The organism is Rhizorhabdus wittichii (assembly GCF_017607425.1).
Lineage (GTDB): Bacteria > Pseudomonadota > Alphaproteobacteria > Sphingomonadales > Sphingomonadaceae > Rhizorhabdus > Rhizorhabdus wittichii.
Window position 1 is genome coordinate 29,862 of sequence record NZ_CP059319.1, and the last position, 22,071, is coordinate 51,932.

Genomic DNA, 22,071 nt, shown 5'->3' on the forward strand with positions numbered 1-22,071 from the left:
CGCCCCAGCGTTAATCACTTAGGGCAGTCTAGCTTGCCCATCGTGATACCCCCTTGGTTCGGCATTTCATCGACCAGGCGGCAACCTGTCACCTGTTCCGCAGCTCGGCGCTGCCGGTCCCGCTCTTCCAATGTGTAGGTAACGAGCAGCGATTTTCGCGCGACGATCGCGGTGCCGTCTTTCACCGTGACGCGATAGCGGGCGCCATCGATGACGACATGATGTGTCACGCTTCTGGCGTGGCCGGCTGTTGCCCAGAGCACCGCGACCGGCAGCAGCACTGCAATCTGTTTTCGCATGTTCGACGTCACCTCGACGGCCTTCCTGCCACGATTTTCGCGCGCCGAACAGCCCGCCGACCCGGAGCCACTATAGATGAAAACCCTGCGGACCGCCGCCATGGTCGTTGGTGCGGTGGCACTCATAGCTACGGGCGTTGGTGCGGGTATCGCCGTGGCGCAGGGCATCACGCTGTCGGCGGCCATGGCGACGACGGTCGCGGGTGTGGGCGCCTCGCTGGCAACGATCGCCACCATCGCCAGCGTCGCCTCGGCCGGCCTGTCGATCGCTGCCGCCGCTGCCTACAAGCGCCCGCCGCTTACCGGCTCGCCGACGACGTTCAACTCGGACCCGAGCGCCGGCATCCCGTACCTGATGGGGCGGACGTGGAACGCCGGCAACATCGTCTATTGGGACACAACGGACACCAGCGACAAGGGCGACAACGATCGCCAGACCTTCGTCGTCATCATCTCGGGCGCTGGGCCGATCGAGGAGATCGAGGCTTTCAAGTCCGACCAGGTCGTCGTTCCGTTCGACACGAATGGCTCGGCCCTCGGCTTCTACAACGATTTTATGTGGCAGAAGACGCAGCTCGGCCTGACGCCGGAGCCCGCCGCGCTGACCATCCCCGCCGATCCGGTGCCGGTGCCCGGCTGGACCGCCGCGCACAAGCTGTCCGGCTATGCCGCGGCGATGTGGCGGATGCGCTTCGACACCAAGGGCAAGAAGTTCCAGAACGGCACGCCCAAGCCCGGCTGGATCGCGAAGGGCGTCAAGGTCTACGACCCCCGCCTCGACAGCACCTATCCCGGCGGATCGGGGGCATGTCGCGCGCTCGACGAATCGACCTATGTCTATTCGGAGAACCCGTTCCTTCACGGCCTGACGTGGTGCCTCGGCCGCTGGCAGAACGGCATTCGCATCCTGGGCATCGGCGCGCTGCTGGCGATGATCGACGTCCCCGCGTTCGTCGAAGGTGCCAACGTCGCCGACCTCAACGGCTGGAAGATCGGCGGCGTCGCCTACTCGACCGACAACAAGTACGAGACGCTGGTCAGCATGTTGCAGGCCGGCTGCGGCGAGCCGATGCCGCTCGGCGCGAAGATCAGTTGCTTCGTCAACTCGCCAAAGGTGTCGCTCGACACGATCACCATCAAGGACCTGTCGGGCTCGGTGCGCGTCCAGGCGACGCAGGCGCGCCGCGATCGCATCAACGGCATCATCCCGCGCTACCGCAGCGAGGCGCATAATTGGGAGGTGATCTCGGCCGCGCCGGTGCGCGTGCCGGAGCATGTCGCGTTCGACGGAGGCGAGCGGACGAAGGAGGCCGATTACGTCTTCGTCCAGGACCTGAAGCAGGTCGCGACGCTGGCGCGCTACGGCATCGAGAACAGCCGCGAGTTCGGCCCGATCGATATCCCGCTGCGTCCACGCTGGATCGGCTACAAGCCGGGCGACGCGGTGACGGTCACGATCCCGGAAGTCGGGCTCAACGACCAGAAGATACTGCTCACCAATCGCGATATCGACCCGGCGACGGGATGCCCGCGCTTCTCGGCCCGGTCGGAGACGGACGCGAAGCATCCGTTCGCCTTGGGGCAGACGACGACGGCGCCGCCGACGCCCGGCGTCACCGGCCCGCCGATCAACCCGGTGCCGGGCCCGGGCGTCTGGGTGATCTCGGCGACCTCGATCAGCGACGGGTCGACCACGCTGCCGGCGCTGGTGATCGATGGTAGCATCGACAGCAGCAGCTCGGACGCGATCGTCTTCGAATATCGCGAATGGTTCTCGGGCATCGGCGACGAGGCCGGCTGGATCGGCGCGGGGATCGAGCCGCCCGAGACGACGCAGAAGGTCATCCCCGGCGTGCTGCCGGCGACGAGCTATCAGGCGGCAGTCCGCTACCGGCGCCAGGGCGTGATCGGCAACCGTCTGCTGCTGGGCCCGATCACCACGCCGCTGTTCGAACTGGAGGCTATCGCCAACATCGTCGCCGACGGCATCCTCGATCGGAGCGAGAAGCCGCGCATCGTCCAGGACTATACCGTGATCCTGGCGGAGCAGGCGGGCATCGACGCGCGGGCGAGCGCGCAGGGCGTCACGACCCAGAAGACGGCCTATGACGCCGCCATCACGGCGCTGACCGCTTACCTCAACGGCCTGTCGCCCGACTTCGACGACTATGCGACCGACACCGCGATCGACCGGGCGACCTTCATCGCCAAGTTCCGCGACGTCTATGTCGCCCGGCAGGCGGTGCTGAACGAGATCGCGAAGATCGCCTACGACCAGGCCGTCAACGCGATCGCGGCGGCGGCGAACGCGCAGGACACCGCCGACGGCAAGATCGACACCTTCTACCAGACGACGCCGCCGGCGAGCGCCAGCGAGGGCGACCTCTGGTTCGACATCGACGATGCGAACAAGCTCTATACCTTTCGCAGCGGCGTCTGGACGCTGACCGCCGACACCCGCGTCGCCGCGGCGGTCACGGCGGCGGCGGGTGCCCAGGCGACGGCGGACGGCAAGGTCACGACCTTCTATTCCACGTCGACCCCCACCGCGACCGCGCTCGGCGATCTCTGGTACAACAGCTCCACCAACCAGTTGCGCCGCTGGAGCGGTTCGTCCTGGGTGCAGGTGGCAACGATCGGCGCCGATTGGGCGACCAACATCGCCAATATCCCGACCGAGGTGAATGACGGGCGGATCGGCGACGGCCTCAACCCCGACGGCACGATCAAGCCGATGCGCGTCGGCACGACGGCCATGATCGACAACAGCGTGTCGAAGACCTTCGGCGTGACGTCGGCCGGCACGCTGACCGGGTCGGGCTCCTACGCCTGGCAGGATGCGCTCAGCTACACGATCCTGATGGATGAGCCGGGGCAAATCCTGCTGTGGGCCGATATCCAGCAGGCCTATGCGAGCGGCACGCTCCCGATGTCGTGGCAGATCCGGTTCCTCGTCGACGGGAGCCAGGTCGGCACGCCGAAGGGCGGGGCGGGCTGGGGCACCGACTCCGGCAGCATCCAGCGGATCACCAACTCGCTCAGCGCCGGCACGCACACGGTCAAGCTGCAATGGCGCGCGAACACGACCGACCTGGGCCTCTCGGACGCCGCGATGTTCGGGATGGGCCGCTTCAACAAGTGAGGATCGACCGATGATTTATTGGGTGAAGTTCAACCGCGAGAGCGGCGACATCGTCATGGCCGGCCATTCTGTGACGCGCGGCGAGATGCGCCTCCAGGAGGAGCGGCATCGCGACCTCGCGGTCGTCGAAGCGGACGGCCCGACCATGCTGAACGGCGAGCCGGGCAAGGCGACCTATATCGAGGCGGTCCGCATTCCCCTGATCGCCGCGATCGACGACGCGGCCGAGGCACGGCTTCAGGCCCTCATGCCCACCGCGGCGCGGGCCGTGGTCTATGCCGCGAAGGAGGACGAGGCGCGCAGCGGCGCGACGTCGTCTCCCTTCCTCGATGCCGAGGCTGAAGCGACCGGCGTACCGAGAAAGGATCTCGTCAAAGCGGTGATCGCCAAGTCGGATGCGTTTCGCGCCGCCGCCGTCGCAATCGAGGCGAAGCGCCAGGCCGCCAAGAAGGCGGTGCGCGACGCCGCGACCATCCCCGCGATCATCGCCGCCGGTGAGGTCGACTGGGGCGACTGACCGCCCGATCCCGCACCTTTCGCGGCCCGCATCGCGCGGGCTCTTTTCATGCCCGGAGAACGCCAGTGACCGAAAACGACCTCCAGATCGCGCGCGATGTGGGCGAGCTGAAAGCCGACATGCGCACGGTCAAGCACGACCTCGCCAACGTGTCGGTCAAGCTGGACCGGATCACCGGCAAGCAGGACCGCGGCCTCGGCTTTTTCGCAGGGGCAGCTTTCATCGTGACGGCGTTCGGCGGCCTGCTGCTGGCGCTCGGGAAGATGCTGTTCGGAGGGCACGGCGCATGACCGAGCTCAACCACAAGGCGTTCTTCGACGCCGTGCGCCCCATCATGGGCGGCAAGCTGACCCAGGCGCAGGTCGACGGCTTCAACGCGGCGATCGCGGCGCTTCTCGGCACGGCGAGCAGCGCCTATCCCGCATGGAGCGCCGCCGGGATGACGAAGCTTGGCGAGCGCGAGATCAAGGGCCCGCAGCACAATCCGTTCATCACGGAGGAGATGTGGAAGGCGCTCGGCGCGCCCTGGCTGACCACCGACGACAATGACGGGCCCTGGTGCGGCGGCTTCGCTGCATGGTGCGTGAACAAGGCGGGCCTGCCCTATCCGAAGGACTTCCCCCGCGCCGCCGCCTGGGCGACGTGGGGCATCGCCTGCAAGCCGCAGGTGGGCGCGTTTATCGTCAAGGCGCGCGACGGCGGCAACCATGTTGCCCAGATCATCGGCATCACCAAGGATGGGCTGTACTACCTCGCGCTGGGGGGCAACCAGAGCGACAGCGTCTCGATCGCGCCTTTCCCCGTTTCGGCCGCCTACGCCTGCCGTTGGCCGGCTGGCGTGCCCGAGCTGCACATTCCCATGCCGATCATGGAGAAGAAGACCAGCATCGGGAGCGAGGCATGACGCTGCTCGAGTTCCTCGACCGCATGGGCGAGCGCCGGGCCAACCGACCGGCGCGCCCGGTGCGCGATATCCGCCAGTTCATAGGCTTCGCCTTCCTGGCCGGCTATTACTGGATGGCCTGGCAGTTCGCGAACCGCGCCGTCCCCGCCGCCAATCTCGACCTGATACGCGACGCGATGCTGACGCTCGGGCCGCCGGTCGGCCTGATCGTCGGCGCGATGTTCCGGGCCGATGCGCGAGACGATCAGGCGACTGCGAACACGGCCGAGGCTTTCCGCACGATCCGCGCCGCGCAGGAAGCGTCGGCGACGGTGACGATCGACAACAAGGCGGACAACCCGGTTCCCGTAGCCCCCGCTGATGAGGTGAAACGATGATCGCGGCTCTCGTCACGCTGGCCCTGCGCGCCGGCATCCCCGCTCGCTTCGCAAAGGCCGTTGCCATTGCCTGCTTTGTCGTGGCCGCCGCCGGCCTGCTCGCCGTCACCAAGTGCGCCTACGACCGCAGCCTGATCGCGCGCCACGACGCCGCGCAGGAAGCGCAGCTCGCGCCCGCCGTGCGCAGCGCCGACGGCAACGCGGCCGACGCCCGCCTTTCCGACCTGAAAAGGAACCAAGCCGATGAAGATGCCGAACGCGCGGCGGTCGCGCCGCTTCCTGATGCTCGCTTGTCTGATCGCCAGCGCCAGCGTGCTTGCGCCATCCTGCTCCGACAGGCCCGCGAGCGCGGGCTTGAAGGCGCCCCCGGCTGCTGACCTGACGGTCGAGGCGGAGCCGCAGCTCGATATGGACGCGGTCCTCAACGACAGCGCCGCCGCCCTCGACGACTACGACACCGCGCACGCCTCCTGGGGCCGGCGCGGCTGGGCGCAGGTCGCCCGCATCTGCCGCTGGTTCCGCGATCTCGGCGTGCCGACGCCGGACTGCGCTCCCCGCTCACCCACCACCCGTTGACCTGTGGAAGGAAGATCCAATGACTCTGCAATATTCCGCTGCCGTTCGTAACGCGAAGCTCGACGCGGTCGAGACCGCTATCGGGGCCTCGGCTGTTCTGAAGATCCGCACCGGCGCCCCGCCGGCGAACTGCGCGGCGGCCGACGCCGGCACCGTCCTCGCGACGCTCAATCTCCCGGCCGACTGGATGGCGGCGGCCTCGGCCGGCAGCAAGTCGAAGTCGGGCACCTGGCAGGACCTGACCGCCGATGCAGCCGGCACCGCGGCGCATTTCCGCATCTATGCTTCGGATGGCGTGACCTGCCACGCCCAGGGCACCATCACGGCCACCGGCGGCGGTGGCGACATGACGCTCGACAACACGTCGATCGCCGCGGGGCAGCAGGTCGACGTTACCGCCTTCACCCTGACCGCCGGCAACTCCTGACGCGGGTCTGATCGGCCGGCGGGCGCGGGCTCGCCGGCCGCATTCTATCTGGACGGGGAGCGCCGATGCCTACGACCGCTTGGAAATTTCCCGGCACCGCCATCAACAGCGTTTCGGGCGAGACCGGCTCCTATGACTGGTCGAATCCCGGCAACATCGGCGCCGACGACGGCAGCTACGCCGGTGTGATCCTCACCGGCTTTGGACCTAGCCGCACGCTGCGCGGGTCCAATTTCGGCTTCACCTCCTCGGATATCCCGACTGGCGCGTTCATCACCGGCATTGAGGTGAAGATCGAGCGGAGCGCTAGCGACGCCAACCGCATCAACGACACGCACGTCTTCATCGTGCCGGATGGTTCGGCTGGCAGCGTTTCGGATCGCGCAGGCAACAACAAGGCCGACACCGCGACGAAGTGGCCGACCAGCGATACGGCTGTCATCTACGGCTCCTCGTCCGATACATGGAGCGCGGGGCTGACGCGCGCGCAGGTCCTATCCTCCAACTTCGCCATCGACTTCCAGGCGACGACCACCGTCGGCGGGCTGGCGAACGTGGATTATTTCCAGGTGCGGCTCACCTGGGAGCTGCCGACGATCTCGGCGGCCCTGAACGTCACGGAAGCCGCCGACGCGCTCGGGGCAACCAGCGCCGTCAAGATCAAGGGCGCCGCCGCGCTCGCCGAGGCTGGCGACACCGTCTATGCGCGGGTCGGCTATACGGCGTTGATCGATTGGGATTTCACGGCCAGCGAGACGCCCGATCCGCGCATCGTGTTTTCGGGCGAGGCGAATGCGACCAGGGTCAACTCGGCCGGCCAGATCGTCGCCGCGAGTGCGCCGCGCTATAATTACAATCCCGTCACCCTCGAGCCGAAGGGGATATTGGCCGAGGAATCCCGGACCAACTACCTCATCCAGAGCGAGTTCGCGAACGGCCTCCCGGCCTCGCGTGGCGGCCTCCTTAGCACGACCACCTTTGCCGGGCTGATCTCGGGAACCGGCCTTGCCTTCGGCTACGACGGAACGACGAGCACCTATTTCTACGTGACCAATTACGCGGTGCCCGCATCCTCGCCCCGCGTGATCAGCGTATTTGTCCGAATGGATGACGGAGGCGCTCCCGCTTTCGGAAGCAATGGCACCCACACCCCCGCCAACGATTTCGTGTTCAACCTAGGCAATCTGGTACTGTCCCCGACAACCGCCAACGGCGGAAAAACAGAGGACTACGGAGGGGGGCTCTACCGGGTCAGCTTAGCGGTGACCACCATAGCGTCGCCCAACTCGAACTGCGGCGTTATCAAATACAACGACAATAGCCCCCGAACCTTCAAATGCAGCGGGATCATGGTCGAGGCTGGCCTAGGCCCGACCTCTTACATTCCGACCGGAGCGACGCAGGTGACGCGCTCAGCCCCATCGGCGATCGTGTCTGGCGGCGATTTCTCGGCGTTCTGGAACGGGAGCGCCGGGACGGTCATCGTCGACTTCGATCGCCTCGATCCGCTCGACAGCACCGATCGCATGGCCGTCGAGATCGACGATGGGACCTCGACCAATCGCCTGGACATGTACGTCCGGACGACCGGCCGCGCGTTCGGTCGTGCGAGCAGCGTAACGTCCTTCGATTTCAGCAACCTGGGCGCGATGGCGGCTGGCGCGCCGCAGAAGATGGCGCTTGCGTTTGCGGACAACGACTTTGCCGCGAGCATGAACGGCAGCGAACCGGCGGTTGATACCAGCGGGTCCGTCCCGGCGGTGAATCAATTGCTCATTGGCATGGGCCACCTCGGAAGCCCGCTCAACGGCCATATCCGCCGGCTGCGCTACTACGACGTCCGTGTAAGGGATAGCGAACTCAAGGCGCTGACCGCGCTTCAGGGCCGGGCAACGGTCGTCGAAGCCGGCGACACGCTCGCCGCCGACGCGAAGGCGTACATCAAGGCCGCCGTCAACAAGATCGAAGCGACCGACGCGCTGACCGCGACCGCCCAGGTCTACGTCAAGGCGGTGGTCAACAAGATCGAGGCGACGGACGCCCTGTCCTCGGCCGCTACGGTGCGGATCAAGGGCGCGCTGGCGCGCACCGAGGCAGGCGACACCCTGTCGGCCGCCGCCAAGGCTCTCATCCGGGCGACGGTCACGATCGGCGAGGCCGGGGACACGCTCGCGTCCGCGGCGGATGCGGGCCCGCGTGCCGTCCCGACCGATCGGCGGACCATCGTCTTGCAAGGCGCCCCGCTATCGGGCCGGTCGATCGTCCTCCCGGGCGGCGCACTGTCCGAGCGCACCATCACCATCTGACCGGGAGCCCTGACGCTATGACAATCCCCCCGAACACGACGATCTTCGGCCCCTATGCCGACCCGCGCGACGTCGCCAACTGGCGGATCAGCGCGACCGGACTTCTTGAGGCCGACGAATGGATCGACACGATCGAGCTGGTGCTCGGCGCCGAGGCGGTCGCGGCCGGGTTGGTCATTATGGAAGATGCCGGGCGCGAGCCCGTCGTCGTCGACGATGGCAGGGCCGTGCAGATATGGCTCTCCGTCGTCGAGGAGATGCAGCTCGACCCTATGTTCGACGGCGCGGGCGTGCTGCTGCCGATCGAGATCACCATCGAAACCAATTCGATCCCGGCCCGCACCTGGCAGCGGACCATTGCAGTGAGGGTGGCCCAGCAATGACCAACGTGATCAACAACGGCGCGCGCGTCCCGGTCGTCTTCGACTTCTATTCCGGCATCGGCGGCGTGTCGCGGCGCGAGGGGGCGAGCGATGCGACGATCGCGATCCGGGAGAACGTTCGCGGCGCCGAACCCGGCCTCGGCACGGTCAACGGCCAGCCGGTGCGCGCGGTCAAGATCGGCAAGAGCCCAACCGTCCCGGGCATGGTCCTTATCGAGGTCGTGTTCCTCGAGGAAGCGGGCGCATGACGCCGCGCTTCCTCGCCAGCCCGCCGACGCCGGCCGTCGGCAAGCGTCCGAATGGCAAGACCGAATATCGGGCGTCCGGTCCGATCATCTTCAGCGACGCGCGCGGCGTGATCCACACGGTGCCGACCGGCTGGCGCAGCGACGGCATCAGCTGGCCAGTCTGGCTCCTGGCCGCGATTGCGCTCGCCGGGGCTGCTGCGGTGGGCGCACAGCTGTTCGGGGCTCCTTGGTGGGCCGTTGTCGCCCTCGGCGGCTGGGCGGCCCTGTGGGGCGCTTTCTGGCTGCTCCGGCCACGACAGCGCCTTATGGTCGCAGCCTTCGTCCATGATTGGGCCTGCCAGCAGGTTTTCCTGTTCCCCGACAAGGCGGACGCCGATCGGCTGTTCGCCGAAGCGATGAAGGCGCTCCGCGTCGCCGCGATCTATCGGGTGCCGCTATATGCCTGGGTCCGCCTGCGCCGGCAGCGAGTGCAGTGGCAGCAGCCGGAGCTGGCGCCGGTCATGGACGGGGGCCGGGTGGTCGGCTGGAGGTAGCTGCGCGCCGTTGGATGGGATTCGAGCCCACGGTTGGATGGGTATCGGCTATCGTGCGCCACCCACCTAAACTAGCACGTCATGCCCTTACTTGTTCGGGTTCAGCCTTAGACCGGACTCAGCAACAACGAGCGCGCAGCCGAGCCAATATATGGCTATTGAGTCTCCTCGGCCAGCGCGGCGTCGACCATCACGCGCCAAACATCGGCGGCGTCCTGCCGCGACAAAGGGTCGTCCCCGTAGTAGCCATGGAACCCGCCAATCACGGCGGCAGCGGCCTGCATCGCCGCGTCAGGCTCCCGGATCGCGGTAAGGACAGCGCGGACCTCAGGCAAATAGTTCTGCCACAGCGGCTTGGCATCCATTGTCGCACCCGGCGGGTTGCCGTCCAGTTCGCAAAGCGCCCTCGCGCCTCGCTCGATCGGGCTGGCCGCGCTCACAGCCCGACCGCCTTGCGTAGCGCATCGTTGATGCGCGACTGCCAGCCGGGCCCGCCTGCCTTGAAGCGTTCCAGCGCGTCGTGATCGATGCGCAGCGTCACCTGATCCTTGTTGGAGCCACGCGGGCGCCCGCCCCGGCGGACGACCTTCTCGCCTTCCATCATCTGCGCCTTGGCGAACCATTCCTCGGTCAGCTCGGGCGCCTCGTCGGGATCAACCCAACTGCTCTTTGTATCGCGCTTGCTCACGGTCGTTTGCCTTCCTCATCGAGATGATATGGCGACCGGTCGGGCGGTCCGTATAGACCACGACGACCATGCGGCCCCGAAGCGTCCCCACCGCGATCATCCGAACCTCGCCATAATCGGCGCGATCGTCTTCGAAACGGAAGGTCTGCCCGGCAAACACCTCGGCGGCATCGGCGAAATCGAGGCCCCGCTCCCGCAGGGTGATTTCGCGCTTGGCCGGGTCGAAGGTGATGTCCATGTCTGTTTTTGTAGTTACGAAAACAGGCGTGGTCAAGAGGTTTTTGTAGTTACTTAAATTTGCGAGCATGTCGCCTCCGTCGATGCGTCGCCGGGAATCGGCTGTGCGTGACGGTATCAATTTGGCGCATCGGGACCGGGCGGTTTCGGTGGCCTTACCGGGTGTTTGCTCATTCAAGACACGTCCGCACGGCAAGGCCGGTGACGCGAACAGGCCCTCGATTTATGCGTTGACCACCTTGGCTGGTGCTCTGTCGCTCGGCGGGGGGCCGGCCGCGCAGCAAGCACGACCGCTGGGATGGTGGGGGAGCGATCAACCCACCGCCAGCCAAGGCGCCCATGCTGGGGCCGGAAATAGCGATGCGATCTTGGCGACGCCGAGGAGCAGGAATGCGCTTGCCCAACAAAGGGCCGCCGTATGCTGCATGTAAATGGCGCTCATGCTTAGGGGGAAAGTTTTCTGGGCGTGAGCGTGCGCTTGCTCCATCGCTTCCCCGAGCCGTGCGTTTTCCGCACTGCCAACGGGGAAAGCGCATAGCGAAGCCGCCCGATCCAAGATCATCGCCCGCGCGCTGGTATCGCCGACCAGCTCGATAAGGCGTGTCTGGTGCGCGAATAGGGAACTGCCAGCCGACAGCGTACCGAGGAAGTAGATGCCGGCCGCGATCACGGGCGCGGCGGGCCACATGCCAGCAAACGCCGCGGACAGATTGAGCACGGTCACCAACGATGCCGCGTTGAGGGTCGCCAGCCCAAATCGCAGCTTCGACGTATATTCGTCGCGCTGGCTGCGCTCATAATGGGCAATCTGCCAGGCGCTCTGGCGATCGCGCTCGACCATCTCCCTCAGGGCGGCATGCCGCATTTCCAGCTCGGTCTCGGCCGGCAGCGGTTCGTGAAATGGATCTTCCTTCGTCATCATACGCCCCCGCACCACCGCCGCCCCATGCTCGACCGTCTGCTTAAAATTAAGCGGACGGTCGGGATCATGTCGGCCGCGGCTCCGCGAGTCCAGCGCGCCTCGCTAAACCCGGCCGTCGCGGCAGGATCCATGGGAAATCCCATAGACCGGTTATGCCCGGCCGGCGGCGCGGCTGATCTCGTCCAGCTTCGCGGCGATCGCCATGAAGCGTTCGACCCCCGCCCGGTCGCGCGCGAGCGCCAGCGCGCCAATCCGATCGGCGACGAAGACGGCTGCCCTTTCCCCATGCATCCGCTTGATCGCCAGCGCCTCCGCGAGACGTTCCTCGTCGGGGCTCATCGCGGCGCCGGCGCCCATGGTTCCCGCGCGCCCAGCTCGCGCTCGTCGACGTTGAGCGCCATGGCCAGGTGCAGGCGCTCCAGCTCGGGCAGGCGGCGCGGGGTGCCGCGCTTCACGAACTGCTGGAGATAGGCGTCATTACGGCCGATCATCCGCGAGACGGATGCGAGGTCCAGGCCCCGATCGCGCACCAGCCGCGCGACCGTCCTCCGCACCGTGTTAGGGGAGGGGACCGCGCTCAATGGCACAGCCAGTCCGTCTCGGCGTCGTCGAGCGCCTCGAATGCGTCGCCCTCGGCGCGGATGGTCGACAGGTGCTTGCGGACGTCGTCGACGCTGCCGTTGCGAGGAAAGGCGCGATCGGCGCGCATGCCTTTCGCGAGCGCGCCTATGAAGCCGGGGCGGTCGTGCTGCTTGAGCAGCCAAGCCCCGAACGGCTGGCGGGATGATAGGTCGGCCATGGTGCCCTCCATAGGGGTTTATCCGGATCGGACGGAATCGGTCTTGCCCGACTCGATCGTGCCCCTTCATACGATGTTCCGATTTTGTTCTCAAATTTGGAGGGGTACGAGATGGGGTGGAACGACTTCCGACTGGCAGCGCGCGGCGAGCGTTATCCCAACGCTGACGGGTCCAGCCGGCAGGATGAACTGCGCCGCTGCGCGCGCGGCGAGCGGGTCGCCCTCATCCGTGAGCCCACCAACGAATACGATCCGGCCGCCGTCGCGATCTTCTCCTGTCGTGGCATCCAGTTGGGATATCTGGCGGCCGACCATGCCGGCTGGATCGGCAGCAAGATCGACCGTGGCTATGACGTGCGCGCGATCGTCGAGCGGGTGAAGGGTGCCCACCTTGAGGGAGCGACCCTCGGCCTGGTCATTCTGATCAACATGGAAGGCGACGACCCGACGCTCGACGGCGAAGCCAGCCAGCCGTTCGACCCGGCCGAGGCGATCGCGGCTTGATGAAATATCGAGTCGCTTGAATGGCTTAGGCAAGAATTTGATTTTCCTCGGGAAATCGCTATTCTTGCCTCGGCGAGATACGCTGGAACCACCTTGGCCGTTAGCTACGTCGAAGCGGCAATCGATCGGACGGCCGTCCTAGCAGTGGCGACCTACGAGCCAGATCGGTGCAGACAAGGCCAGGGCTCGCCACCCTTCACCATTTATAGCCGTACCAGCGGAAGATCGCCTTTGCCTCGTCTGGGATAGGCGCCTGGGACGGCAGCGGAAATACGGTCAACCCCTTGTCGGCGCCGCCCTCAACGATCGGGTAAAGCGCCTTGGCCGGTCCCAGATCCCAACTCGGCGACACCGTATTTGCCGCCTGATAAAAGGCGCTGGCGACGGTGTCAGCCATTTGCAGACCGGCTAGCTTTTCCGCAGGCACCACCGACCAGTGCGACCGGTCGAGCAGTGCGGGATCGAGGCCCCGGCTGTTGAGGAACAACGTCTTCGCCCGCCGCTGCATCGCCAGCAGATCGATGTAGGCGAAGAAGTGTCGGTAGTCGTGCCCGCCGCGCCTCGCAAACACCACCTTAAGCGGTTCAAGCTGGCCGAGCTCCTGACGCTGCCAGCACGCCGCCCAGTCGGTCACGCGCTCAAGCAAGAGTCGCATGCACCAGTTATAGAACTTCCCGGCCTCGACCATCGAACCGATCCGTTCATTGACGTAATCGCGCATGTTCGTCTTATGAGAGGCGAGCGTGAAGGCCCTGACGGGGCGCGTTGCAAGCGAAGCGCATACCGCTTCGCGCCGCTCTTGACCGATCTTGGCGTAATGGAGCGATCCGGCCTGCCGCGCTTTCGCCTCCAGGCGCATTGCGTCGATCCAGTCCGGTAAGTCGCTATCGCGGCTCGTCCTTACGCAAACTGCCGAGACGCATAACCATTCGTGGCGTGTGGCGGCATATCTCAAGCCGTCGCGCACACCGGGGTCTCCGGCCTCGTCAATGAAAACCGTCAGCGCGGGCATCGCTCGCTGTTATCATCCAGGGCGCCGCCGAGTCGAATCGGCTCCATCATAATGGATGAAAAATAATCTGGGGGCATTTGTGGGGGCAGCTTCAAAACAGCGATCTAACAAGATCGCGGATTTCCGCCACTAAATCGGCTTAGTGTGATGGGCGGCGGACCCACCAGACGCTCTGCCAATTTCCTCATCCTTCCGTCATTCCCGCGAAAGCGGGAATCCATGGACGGCGGATCGCAGGAGGCTGGATGTCCCGTGACCGTGGCTTCCCGCTTTCGCGGGAATGACGACAGGGACGGACGATATGCAAGCCGGACGGCATATCGGCCGCCCACCCTCAGGGAACGAAGATGCTGATGATCTGGCTCGCCATGAGCCACAGAGCGCCCGCGCCGATCAGCGCGGCGACGAGATAGGCATGACCGGGAAAACGCTCGACCATCGACTGCAAATCCTCAACTGGCTTCGGCCCGCCAGATAGGGCCGGCGGTCATGCGGCTCAATCGGTCGGGCCCGGTCGGCGTGATCCTTTCCTTCGATCTTAGTCTAATCGGCGGAGCGGGGCGTGATCGGGGGTGTCGACGGAAACCGTGGTTTTCGGCCGCTTAACCCTTGCGGGTTACCCGCCTTTAAGGCGGGGCGGTTTAGACGAAAGTCGTACGGGACGGCAAAAGGATGGTCCGAATGCACAAGTTCACGAAGCTCCTTCGCGACAGCCGCGGCGCGACCGCCATCGAATATGGCCTCATCGCGGCGCTGATCGCGGTCGCGGCGATCACCGCGATGACGGCGCTGGGCAATCAGCTTTCGACGACGTTCAACAACGTCAGCAACAATATGAAGGCCTCCTAAGCCCGGAGGCTCCTTCCCAACCCGCTTCCGCTGCCCCGGCCGGTGTGTCCCCGGCCGGGGTTTTTTCTGTCGGGAGCGGGGCGGGCGCGCAGATCGGGGCCTTGCCCCGGGGCGCGCCGTTCCCTAACTGTTCGCGAGTGACTCAGGATGCTCCCGTTCCCGAACCCGCCTATCTGCGCGGCCTCAACCCGCCGCAGCGCGAGGCGGTGCTCACCACCGAGGGGCCGGTGCTCGTCCTCGCCGGCGCCGGCACCGGCAAGACGGCGGCGCTGACCGCGCGGCTGGCGCATCTCGTCGCGACGCGGCGGGCCTGGCCGTCCGAGATACTGGCCGTCACCTTCACCAACAAGGCGGCGCGCGAGATGCGCGAGCGGGTCGGCCGGCTGCTCGGCCAGGCGGTCGAGGGGATGCCGTGGCTCGGCACCTTCCACTCGGTCGCCGCGCGGATGCTGCGCCGCCATGCCGAGCTGGTCGGCCTCACCCCCAGCTTCACCATCCTCGACACCGACGACCAGCTCCGCCTGCTCAAGCAGCTTCTCGCGGCCGCCGATCTCGACGAGAAGCGCTGGCCCGCGCGCCAGCTCGCCGGGCTGATCGACCGCTGGAAGAATCGCGGCCTGACCCCGGCGGAGATCGACGCGGGCGAGGCCGAACAGTTCGCCAACGGCCGCGGCGGCGAGCTCTACCAGCAATATCAGGATCGGCTGCGCGCGGTGAACGCCTGCGATTTCGGCGACCTGCTGCTCCACATGCTGACCATATTGAAGACGCACCGCGACGTGCTGGCCGATTATCAGCAGCGCTTCCGCTATGTGATGGTCGACGAATATCAGGACACCAACAGTTCCCAATATCTCTGGCTCCGCCTGATCGCGCAGGAGCGCAAGAACATCTGCTGCGTCGGCGACGACGACCAGTCGATCTATTCGTGGCGCGGCGCCGAGGTGGCGAACATCCTGCGCTTCGAGCGCGATTTCCCCGGCGCGGCGGTGATCCGGCTCGAACAGAATTACCGATCGACCCCGCACATCCTGGCGGCGGCGAGCGGGCTGATCGCGCATAATGGCGGCCGGCTCGGCAAGACGCTGTGGACCGAGGCGGCCGAAGGCGAGAAGGTCCGCATCGTCGGCGTCTGGGACGGCCCCGAGGAGGCGCGCCGCGTCGGCGACGAGATCGAGGCCCACGAGCGCGGCGGCGGCAAGCTCGACGACGTCGCGATCCTGGTCCGCGCCCAGTTCCAGACGCGCGAGTTCGAGGACCGCTTCATCGCGATCGGCATGCCCTACCGCATCGTCGGCGGCTTCCGCTTCTACGAGCGCGCCGAGATCCGCGACGCGCTCGCCTATCTGCGGACTATCAGCCAGCCGGCCGACGACCTCGCCTTCGAACGGATCGTCAACACGCCCAAGCGCGGGCTGGGCGACAAGGCGGTCGCCAAGCTGCACCAGCTCGCCCGCGCCGAGGGGATTCCGCTGGCGCTGGCCGCCGCGCGCATCCTCGGCACCGACGAGCTGACCCCGCAGGCGCGCCGCGCGCTCGGCAACCTCGTCGGCGACATCGCCCGCTGGCGCGACCTGCTGTCGCAACTGTCGCATCCCGAACTGACCCGGCAGGTGCTGGAGGAGTCGGGCTATGTCGCGATGCTCCAGAACGAGAAGTCGACCGAGGCCGAGGGCCGGCTGGAGAATCTCAACGAGCTCGCCCGCGCGATGGAGGACTATGCGACGCTCGGCGACTTCCTCGAACATGTCAGCCTGGTGATGGACAACGACGCCGAGGCGGAGACCGCCAAGGTGACGGTGATGACGATCCACGCCGCCAAGGGGCTGGAGTTCGACACGGTGTTCCTGCCGGGCTGGGAGGAGGGCGTCTTCCCGTCGCAACGGTCGCTCGACGAGGGCGGGCTCGCCAGCCTCGAGGAGGAACGGCGGCTCGGCTATGTCGCCATCACGCGGGCGCGGCGGCGCTGCACGATCATCCACGCCGCCAACCGCCGCATCTACGGCCAGTGGACCTCGTCGATCCCGTCGCGCTTCGTCGCCGAGCTGCCCGACCAGCATGTCGAGGCCGAGACGACCATGTCGGGCGGCGAATCGCTGTGGCGTGCGCAATGGTCCGAACATGCCGATCCCTTCGCCCATGTCGGTCGGTCGCAGGGACGGGGCCCCGGTTGGCAGCGTGCCACCGCGGCGGGCGGCCTCGGCAGCCCGCAGGCGGGGTCGCGCGTGGTCGAGGCGCGCGCCTCGGCAGTCAGCTTCGCCCAGCCGCCGCGCAAGGACATCGCGCTCGGCCAGCGCGTCTTCCACACCAAGTTCGGCTATGGCGCGGTGGCCGAGATCGAGGGCAACAAGCTCGAGATCGACTTCGAGCATGCCGGCCGCAAGCGGGTGCTCGACAGCTTCGTCAGCCCGGCCTGAGAATATATTTCTACCACCTAGGTAGAAATTGTCCGCGCGCCTGCGATGGGCGGTTGCGGGAGGCCCGGCCGACCGCCTAGAGGAACATCATGGCGAAGAGTGCGCATCCCCTCTCGATCCCGGCCTATCGTTCTTATTGGCTGGCCCGTTTCGCCTCGACCCTCGCGCTCAACGGCATGGTCGTGATCATCGGCTGGCAGGTCTACGATGTCGCCCGGCGGACCATGCCCCCGCGCGAGGCGGCATTGCAGCTCGGCCTGATCGGCCTCGTCCAGTTCCTGCCGCTGATGCTGCTGACCCTGGTGACGGGGCTGGTGGCCGACCGGATCGACCGGCGCTGGATCGCGCGCAGCACCGCCGCGCTGGAGATGCTGTGCGCCGCCGCGCTGGCGCTGTTGACCTGGCTCGACCTCATCAACCTGCCGGCGCTGTTCGTGATCGCGGCGCTGCTCGGCGTCGCGCGCGCCTTCGCCGGGCCGGCGCTCCAGGCGCTGGCGCCCAATCTGGTGCCGAAGGCGGTGCTCCCCGCCGCGATCGCGGTCAGCTCCTTCGCCTGGCAGGTCGGGGCGATCGCCGGGCCGCCGCTGGGCGGCTATCTGTACGCGATCCACGCGCCGCTCGCTTATGCGGTCAGCGCCGGCCTGCTCGCCCTCGCCACCGTCATGCTGCTGCGGATCGGGCCGGTGCCGCGCGCCGTCGTCACCGGATCGCAGCACCCGCTGGGGCAGATGCTGGAGGGGATCTCCTACCTCAAGCGCAACCGGCTGGTGCTCGGCGCGATCTCGCTCGACCTGTTCGCGGTGCTGCTCGGCGGCGCGACCGCGATGCTGCCCATCTATGCGCGCGACATCCTCCATGTCGGGACGTCGGGGCTCGGCCATCTTCGCGCGGCGCCGGCGATCGGCGCGGCGGCGGTGGCGATCTGGCTGAGCCGCTGGCCGTTGCACTTCAACGTCGGGCTCAAGCTGCTCGTCGCGGTGGGCGTGTTCGGCGCGGCGACGATCCTGTTCGGCATCTCCTATCGTTTTCCCGATCCGATGGCGCTCTCGCTGGTCTGCCTCGCGCTGCTCGGCGGCGCCGACATGGTCTCGGTCTATGTCCGCCAGACGCTGATCCAGCTCTACACGCCGGACGAGATGCGCGGCCGGGTGGGGGCGGTCTCCACCCTGTTCATCTCGGGATCGAACGAGCTGGGCGAGGCCGAGTCGGGCTTCCTCGCGGCGCTGGTCGGCCCCGTCACGGCGGTCGTCGCGGGCGGCATCGGCACGATCATGGTCGCGGTCTTGTGGGCGCGGCTCTTTCCGGAAATATTGCGGGCGAGGACCTTCGATCCGCCCACGTCGTTCGAAACGGTTCCAGGTCAGGAGAAGGCAGCATGACCAAATACGCATCGATATTGGAGACGATCGGCGGGACGCCGCACGTGCGCGTCAACCGTCTGTTCGGCGACGCCGAGGTGTGGATCAAGTCGGAACGCAACAATCCGGGCGGATCGATCAAGGACCGCATCGCGCTGGCGATGATCGAGGATGCCGAGCGTTCGGGCAAGCTCAAGGCCGGCGGCACGATCATCGAGCCGACCAGCGGCAACACCGGCATCGGCCTGGCGCTGGTCGCGGCGGTCAAGGGCTACAAGCTGATCCTCGTCATGCCGGAGAGCATGTCGGTCGAGCGGCGCCGGCTGATGCTCGCCTATGGCGCGACCTTCGACCTCACCCCGCGCGAGCGGGGTATGAAGGGTGCGATCGAGCGGGCGCTGGAACTGCAGGCGCAGACGCCGGGCGCATGGATTCCGCAGCAGTTCGAGAATCCGGCGAACATCGACGTCCATGTCCGCACCACCGCCGAGGAGATCTACGCCGACTTCAAGGATGCTCCGATCGACGTGCTGATCACCGGCGTCGGCACCGGCGGCCACATCACCGGCGTCGCGCAGGTGCTCAAGCCGCGCTGGCCGGACCTCAAGGTGTTCGCGGTCGAGCCGACCCTGTCGCCGGTCATCTCGGGCGGCCAGCCCGGCCCGCACCCGATCCAGGGCCTCGGCGCCGGCTTCATCCCCGCCAACCTCCACACCCAACTGCTCGACGGCGCGATCCAGGTCGACGCAGGCGACGCCAAGGACTATGCCCGCCGCTCGGCGCGCGAGGAGGGGATGCTCGTCGGCATCAGCTCGGGCGCGACCCTCGCGGCGATCGCCCAGAAGCTCCCCGAATTCGCGGGCAAGCGCTTCCTCGGCTTCAACTACGACACCGGCGAGCGCTACCTCTCGGTGCCGGATTTCCTGCCGGAGTAGATGAGCACTATTTGACCGTCATGCCTGCGCAGGCAGGCATCCATGTCTGTCATCTTCTCAGATGCCGTTTCGGGTGAAGAAAGACATGGACCCCTGCCTACGCAGGGGTGACGGTCAATTGGGTGGTCTTGATCCATCCTCCTCGCCCGCGCTGCCGATCGACTGGTCGATCAGGCCGGCGCGCATCATCAGCCAGAACAGGATGATGCCGGGCAGGGCGACGACGGTGGTGAGCAGGTAGAAATTCACATAGCCGATCGCGTCGAGCATCGCGCCCGCGCTGGTGCCGGTCAGCAGCCGGCCGACGATGCTCGCCGCGGCCGAGATCAGCGCATATTGGGCAGCGGTGAAGCGCAGGTCGCACAGTGCCGAGAAATAGGCGACGACGGTGACGCCGCCGATCCCGCTGGCGATGTTCTCGAACCCGATCGCGCCCGCCATCGCCCAATTGTCGTGGCCGCTGGCGGCGAGCCCGGCGAAGCTCAGATTGGAGACGGCCATCAGCACCAGGCTGAGCAGCACCGAGCGCTTCATCCCCATCCGCGAATAGAGGATGCCGCCGATGAAGATGCCGATCAGATAGGCCCAGAAGCCGAAGCCGACATCGTAGATCGCGATCTCGTCATTGCTGTAGCCGAGGCTGTCGAACAGCAGGCGGAAGGTCAGGTTGGCGAGCGTGTCGCCAATCTTGTGCAGCAGGATGAACAGCAGCACGAGCAGCGCGCCGCGCCGCCGGAAGAATTCGGCGAGGGGGCCGACGATCGAGACGACGACCTCGCTGCCGGTGCGGCGCATCGTCGGCTCGCGGTGGCGTTCGGGCTCGCCCATCACCAGCGCCGCGATCATCGCCGGCAGCGCGAAGGCGGCGCAGGCGATATAGGCGGCGCCCCAGCCCATCCGTCCCGCGACGACCAGCGCGAGCGCGCCCGCCGTCGCCGATCCGATCCGCCAGCCATATTGCGACATGCCCGCGCCGACGCCGAGCTGGCGCGCCTCGAGCAGTTCGATCCGATAGGCGTCGATGATGATGTCGAAGGTCGCGCCGGCCGCGCCGACCAGGATCGCGGCGATCGCGGTCTCCATCAGGCCGGCCCTTGGATCGACCAGGCCGAGATGGACGACCGAGGCGATCACCAGCACGCCGATCACCAGCATCCACGACACGCGCTGGCCGAGCCGGCCGATCACCGGCAGGCGGACGCCGTCGACGACCCAGGCCCAGAGGAATTTGAGGTTGTAGACGAGGAAGGCCAGGGTGAAGGCGGTCACCGCCTTCTTGTCGATCCCGTCCTGCGCGAGCCGGGTCGTCAGCGTCGCCCCGATCATCGCATAAGGAAAGCCCGAGCTGATGCCGAGGAACAGCGCCGCCAGCGGCGCCGGCTCGGTATAGGGCCGGATCGCCGCGATGATGCCCTTGCTTTCGACGGCCGCGCCGTCCGCCCCCGATCTGTCGTTCATGCGGCGACCATAGCGGAGCCGTCGCAGGAGGAAAGCCGGCTATCGGCGGTTATTGCGATGGAGCCGGCGGCGCACAGAGCTGCATACGCACTTCCGCTGTGAGGAAGGCGCCCTGGCCCGCGCAGGTCTGTCGCCGATTCTCGGCCACGAAAGCGGGAGTCATGCGCTTCACCATCCGGCTGACGGGAATCTCGCAATCGCATTCGTCAGGATCGCAGAAATCCTTGGGATCGAAGGCGACGGGGTTGAGATATTGCCGGGTCGCCAACAGGATGGCGTCATTTTTCTCCCAACAATATCGGGTGGCGGTTCCTGACCCGGGAGTGATCTCCTGAAGTTCCGCAAATCTCGGGAACCGCCGGTCGAGGATATCCATCCAGACGACCTGAGTGGTGTCGTTGGATATCCTGACCGGACTAGCATCGCAGCCGGCCAGTGCCAGAAGACCAAGCGGGATGAAATGCTTCACCGCTGTGGTCCTCTCTGGCGATGTACCCAGCTAGCGAAATCATCGGCCTCGCGTTCATATGGGTTGGGCGTTCCAGTCAATGCGCTGTGCAATGCGTTCAATAGATATAAAGGGACGAAGCCGAATTTCTGATATTGATAAGTATGGCCGCTTTCATGCTCTGCCGTGTCGGCCTGCGTAGGCTGTCGATCGTAGCGTCCGGCTGGTTTTGCCGCCATGCTTCCCGGGCCGTGCAGAACGGCATTGCCGAGCGTGAACGCGCGGTCCTTCTCGCCGAGATAACCACTTTCGAACTGGATGCCGTTGTCCCGCACGGAAATGCCGGCACGTCTGTCGCCAGCCAGTCGGGCGGCGGCGACATTCGCCAGACCGGCCACGCCGCCGGCGAACGTAAGGGGCGCAGCATAGGCTTTCCCCAAGGCATCGGTGAAGCGGTTCGAGGAAAGCAGGCGGTTCGCTGCGGCCTGTTCGGCCTCAGCCTGCCGACGGCGAACGTCGGCGACAATTCTCGCCACCACCGGCGATGTGAGGGGATTGGGTCCGGGCTTGGGACGGTTCGGCTGAGGGCTGCGCTTTTGCATCTGTAGGCCTCGATCAATGGGCCGTTCCTATAGAGCGGGGGTATCTTTTTGTCAAGAACAAAATAGGAACATTCGAGAGTCTGTCGCCGATCGATCGGCCATGGCTTTCGGCCGGCTGGGCGGCGTCCGG

At 66.6% G+C, this 22,071-nt stretch carries 29 protein-coding genes; 17 read left to right on the top strand and 12 right to left on the bottom strand.

The window, feature by feature from the left end; all coding sequences use genetic code 11:
- Nucleotides 1-14 precede the first annotated feature (14 nt).
- The gene (locus HRJ34_RS00230) at nt 15-401 is read right to left on the bottom strand and encodes a hypothetical protein (protein WP_208633029.1); all 387 of its coding nucleotides are present in this window, start codon (nt 399-401) and stop codon (nt 15-17) included.
- Here HRJ34_RS00230 and HRJ34_RS00235 point away from each other — a divergent pair.
- From HRJ34_RS00235 to HRJ34_RS00290, 12 genes are all read left to right on the top strand, one after another.
- Nucleotides 376-3,441 carry a phage tail protein gene (locus HRJ34_RS00235; RefSeq protein ID WP_208633030.1) on the top strand — a complete coding sequence of 1,022 codons (3,066 nt, stop codon included), beginning with the start codon at nt 376-378 and terminating at the stop codon, nt 3,439-3,441. The two genes, HRJ34_RS00230 and HRJ34_RS00235, sit on opposite strands and share 26 nt — an antisense overlap.
- Nucleotides 3,442-3,451: 10 nt before the next feature.
- Nucleotides 3,452-3,958 carry a hypothetical protein gene (locus HRJ34_RS00240; protein ID WP_208633031.1) on the top strand — a complete coding sequence of 169 codons (507 nt, stop codon included), beginning with the start codon at nt 3,452-3,454 and terminating at the stop codon, nt 3,956-3,958.
- Nucleotides 3,959-4,023: 65 nt separating this feature from the next.
- Nucleotides 4,024-4,248 (top strand): hypothetical protein, encoded by a 225-nt coding sequence (locus tag HRJ34_RS00245; RefSeq protein WP_208633032.1) that lies wholly within the window; start codon nt 4,024-4,026, stop codon nt 4,246-4,248.
- The gene (locus tag HRJ34_RS00250) at nt 4,245-4,862 is read left to right on the top strand and encodes a TIGR02594 family protein (RefSeq protein ID WP_208633033.1); all 618 of its coding nucleotides are present in this window, start codon (nt 4,245-4,247) and stop codon (nt 4,860-4,862) included. Before HRJ34_RS00245 ends, HRJ34_RS00250 begins: the two co-directional genes overlap by 4 nt.
- Nucleotides 4,859-5,239, top strand: coding sequence for a hypothetical protein (locus HRJ34_RS00255; protein WP_208633034.1), 381 nt, complete (start codon nt 4,859-4,861; stop codon nt 5,237-5,239). Before HRJ34_RS00250 ends, HRJ34_RS00255 begins: the two co-directional genes overlap by 4 nt.
- Nucleotides 5,236-5,616 (top strand): hypothetical protein, encoded by a 381-nt coding sequence (locus HRJ34_RS00260; RefSeq protein WP_208633035.1) that lies wholly within the window; start codon nt 5,236-5,238, stop codon nt 5,614-5,616. Before HRJ34_RS00255 ends, HRJ34_RS00260 begins: the two co-directional genes overlap by 4 nt.
- Nucleotides 5,594-5,815: a hypothetical protein gene (locus tag HRJ34_RS00265; RefSeq protein ID WP_208633036.1), complete on the top strand. Its 222-nt coding sequence runs from the start codon at nt 5,594-5,596 to the stop codon at nt 5,813-5,815. The genes HRJ34_RS00260 and HRJ34_RS00265 overlap by 23 nt, the downstream gene beginning before the upstream one ends.
- A 19-nt stretch (nt 5,816-5,834) precedes the next feature.
- A complete protein-coding gene (locus HRJ34_RS00270; protein WP_208633037.1) occupies nt 5,835-6,242 on the top strand; it encodes a hypothetical protein in 408 nt (135 codons plus the stop codon).
- Between the two features lie 65 nt (nt 6,243-6,307).
- A complete protein-coding gene (locus HRJ34_RS00275) occupies nt 6,308-8,548 on the top strand; it encodes a phage head spike fiber domain-containing protein (RefSeq protein WP_208633038.1) in 2,241 nt (746 codons plus the stop codon).
- 17 nt (nt 8,549-8,565) lie between these two features.
- Nucleotides 8,566-8,931, top strand: coding sequence for a hypothetical protein (locus HRJ34_RS00280; protein WP_208633039.1), 366 nt, complete (start codon nt 8,566-8,568; stop codon nt 8,929-8,931).
- A complete protein-coding gene (locus HRJ34_RS00285) occupies nt 8,928-9,179 on the top strand; it encodes a hypothetical protein (RefSeq protein ID WP_208633040.1) in 252 nt (83 codons plus the stop codon). The genes HRJ34_RS00280 and HRJ34_RS00285 overlap by 4 nt, the downstream gene beginning before the upstream one ends.
- Nucleotides 9,176-9,712, top strand: a complete 537-nt coding sequence (locus HRJ34_RS00290; protein ID WP_208633041.1) for a DUF1353 domain-containing protein — start codon at nt 9,176-9,178, stop codon at nt 9,710-9,712. The genes HRJ34_RS00285 and HRJ34_RS00290 overlap by 4 nt, the downstream gene beginning before the upstream one ends.
- A 155-nt stretch (nt 9,713-9,867) precedes the next feature.
- Here the strand turns inward: HRJ34_RS00290 and HRJ34_RS00295 are convergent, their stop codons facing one another.
- The 7 genes from HRJ34_RS00295 to HRJ34_RS00325 all read right to left on the bottom strand — a co-directional run bounded on the left by HRJ34_RS00295 (nt 9,868) and on the right by HRJ34_RS00325 (nt 12,358).
- Nucleotides 9,868-10,152, bottom strand: coding sequence for a hypothetical protein (locus HRJ34_RS00295; protein WP_208633042.1), 285 nt, complete (start codon nt 10,150-10,152; stop codon nt 9,868-9,870).
- The gene (locus tag HRJ34_RS00300) at nt 10,149-10,400 is read right to left on the bottom strand and encodes a BrnA antitoxin family protein (RefSeq protein WP_226948985.1); all 252 of its coding nucleotides are present in this window, start codon (nt 10,398-10,400) and stop codon (nt 10,149-10,151) included. The genes HRJ34_RS00295 and HRJ34_RS00300 overlap by 4 nt, the downstream gene beginning before the upstream one ends.
- Nucleotides 10,366-10,638: a BrnT family toxin gene (locus HRJ34_RS00305; protein WP_208633043.1), complete on the bottom strand. Its 273-nt coding sequence runs from the start codon at nt 10,636-10,638 to the stop codon at nt 10,366-10,368. Before HRJ34_RS00305 ends, HRJ34_RS00300 begins: the two co-directional genes overlap by 35 nt.
- 312 nt (nt 10,639-10,950) lie before the next feature.
- Nucleotides 10,951-11,556, bottom strand: a complete 606-nt coding sequence (locus tag HRJ34_RS00310; protein ID WP_208633044.1) for a hypothetical protein — start codon at nt 11,554-11,556, stop codon at nt 10,951-10,953.
- Nucleotides 11,557-11,709: 153 nt separating this feature from the next.
- Nucleotides 11,710-11,898 carry a DUF6961 family protein gene (locus tag HRJ34_RS00315; RefSeq protein WP_208633045.1) on the bottom strand — a complete coding sequence of 63 codons (189 nt, stop codon included), beginning with the start codon at nt 11,896-11,898 and terminating at the stop codon, nt 11,710-11,712.
- Nucleotides 11,895-12,050 (bottom strand): hypothetical protein, encoded by a 156-nt coding sequence (locus HRJ34_RS00320; protein WP_208633046.1) that lies wholly within the window; start codon nt 12,048-12,050, stop codon nt 11,895-11,897. Before HRJ34_RS00320 ends, HRJ34_RS00315 begins: the two co-directional genes overlap by 4 nt.
- A gap of 86 nt (nt 12,051-12,136) precedes the next feature.
- The gene (locus tag HRJ34_RS00325) at nt 12,137-12,358 is read right to left on the bottom strand and encodes a hypothetical protein (protein ID WP_226948986.1); all 222 of its coding nucleotides are present in this window, start codon (nt 12,356-12,358) and stop codon (nt 12,137-12,139) included.
- A 111-nt stretch (nt 12,359-12,469) separates the two neighbouring features.
- Between HRJ34_RS00325 and HRJ34_RS00330 the strand changes: the two genes are divergently transcribed.
- Nucleotides 12,470-12,862 (top strand): HIRAN domain-containing protein, encoded by a 393-nt coding sequence (locus HRJ34_RS00330; RefSeq protein WP_208633048.1) that lies wholly within the window; start codon nt 12,470-12,472, stop codon nt 12,860-12,862.
- Nucleotides 12,863-13,058: 196 nt separating this feature from the next.
- On the opposite strand, the gene HRJ34_RS00335 is transcribed toward HRJ34_RS00330, so the two are convergent.
- Nucleotides 13,059-13,874 carry a DUF3800 domain-containing protein gene (locus HRJ34_RS00335; RefSeq protein WP_208633049.1) on the bottom strand — a complete coding sequence of 272 codons (816 nt, stop codon included), beginning with the start codon at nt 13,872-13,874 and terminating at the stop codon, nt 13,059-13,061.
- A 681-nt stretch (nt 13,875-14,555) separates the two neighbouring features.
- On the opposite strand from HRJ34_RS00335, the gene HRJ34_RS00340 reads away from it, so the two are divergent.
- The 4 genes from HRJ34_RS00340 (at nt 14,556) to cysK (ending at nt 19,433) form a co-directional block, all read left to right on the top strand.
- On the top strand, nt 14,556-14,723 hold the full coding sequence (locus tag HRJ34_RS00340) for a Flp family type IVb pilin (RefSeq protein ID WP_029549160.1): 168 nt from the start codon (nt 14,556-14,558) through the stop codon (nt 14,721-14,723).
- 137 nt (nt 14,724-14,860) lie between these two features.
- Nucleotides 14,861-17,140 carry an ATP-dependent helicase gene (locus tag HRJ34_RS00345; protein WP_029549161.1) on the top strand — a complete coding sequence of 760 codons (2,280 nt, stop codon included), beginning with the start codon at nt 14,861-14,863 and terminating at the stop codon, nt 17,138-17,140.
- A gap of 89 nt (nt 17,141-17,229) precedes the next feature.
- Nucleotides 17,230-18,519, top strand: a complete 1,290-nt coding sequence (locus HRJ34_RS00350; RefSeq protein ID WP_011952055.1) for an MFS transporter — start codon at nt 17,230-17,232, stop codon at nt 18,517-18,519.
- Nucleotides 18,516-19,433 carry a cysteine synthase A gene (gene cysK / locus HRJ34_RS00355; RefSeq protein ID WP_011952054.1) on the top strand — a complete coding sequence of 306 codons (918 nt, stop codon included), beginning with the start codon at nt 18,516-18,518 and terminating at the stop codon, nt 19,431-19,433. The genes HRJ34_RS00350 and cysK overlap by 4 nt, the downstream gene beginning before the upstream one ends.
- Nucleotides 19,434-19,547: 114 nt before the next feature.
- Here cysK and HRJ34_RS00360 read toward each other — a convergent pair whose 3' ends face one another.
- From HRJ34_RS00360 to HRJ34_RS00370, 3 genes are read right to left on the bottom strand one after another with little or no spacing between them, the layout of a single operon-like run.
- Nucleotides 19,548-20,891 (bottom strand): AmpG family muropeptide MFS transporter, encoded by a 1,344-nt coding sequence (locus tag HRJ34_RS00360; protein WP_208633050.1) that lies wholly within the window; start codon nt 20,889-20,891, stop codon nt 19,548-19,550.
- A gap of 49 nt (nt 20,892-20,940) precedes the next feature.
- Nucleotides 20,941-21,360 carry a hypothetical protein gene (locus HRJ34_RS00365; protein ID WP_011952052.1) on the bottom strand — a complete coding sequence of 140 codons (420 nt, stop codon included), beginning with the start codon at nt 21,358-21,360 and terminating at the stop codon, nt 20,941-20,943.
- On the bottom strand, nt 21,357-21,941 hold the full coding sequence (locus HRJ34_RS00370; protein WP_208633051.1) for a hypothetical protein: 585 nt from the start codon (nt 21,939-21,941) through the stop codon (nt 21,357-21,359). The genes HRJ34_RS00365 and HRJ34_RS00370 overlap by 4 nt, the downstream gene beginning before the upstream one ends.
- Between the last annotated feature and the right edge of the window lie 130 nt (nt 21,942-22,071).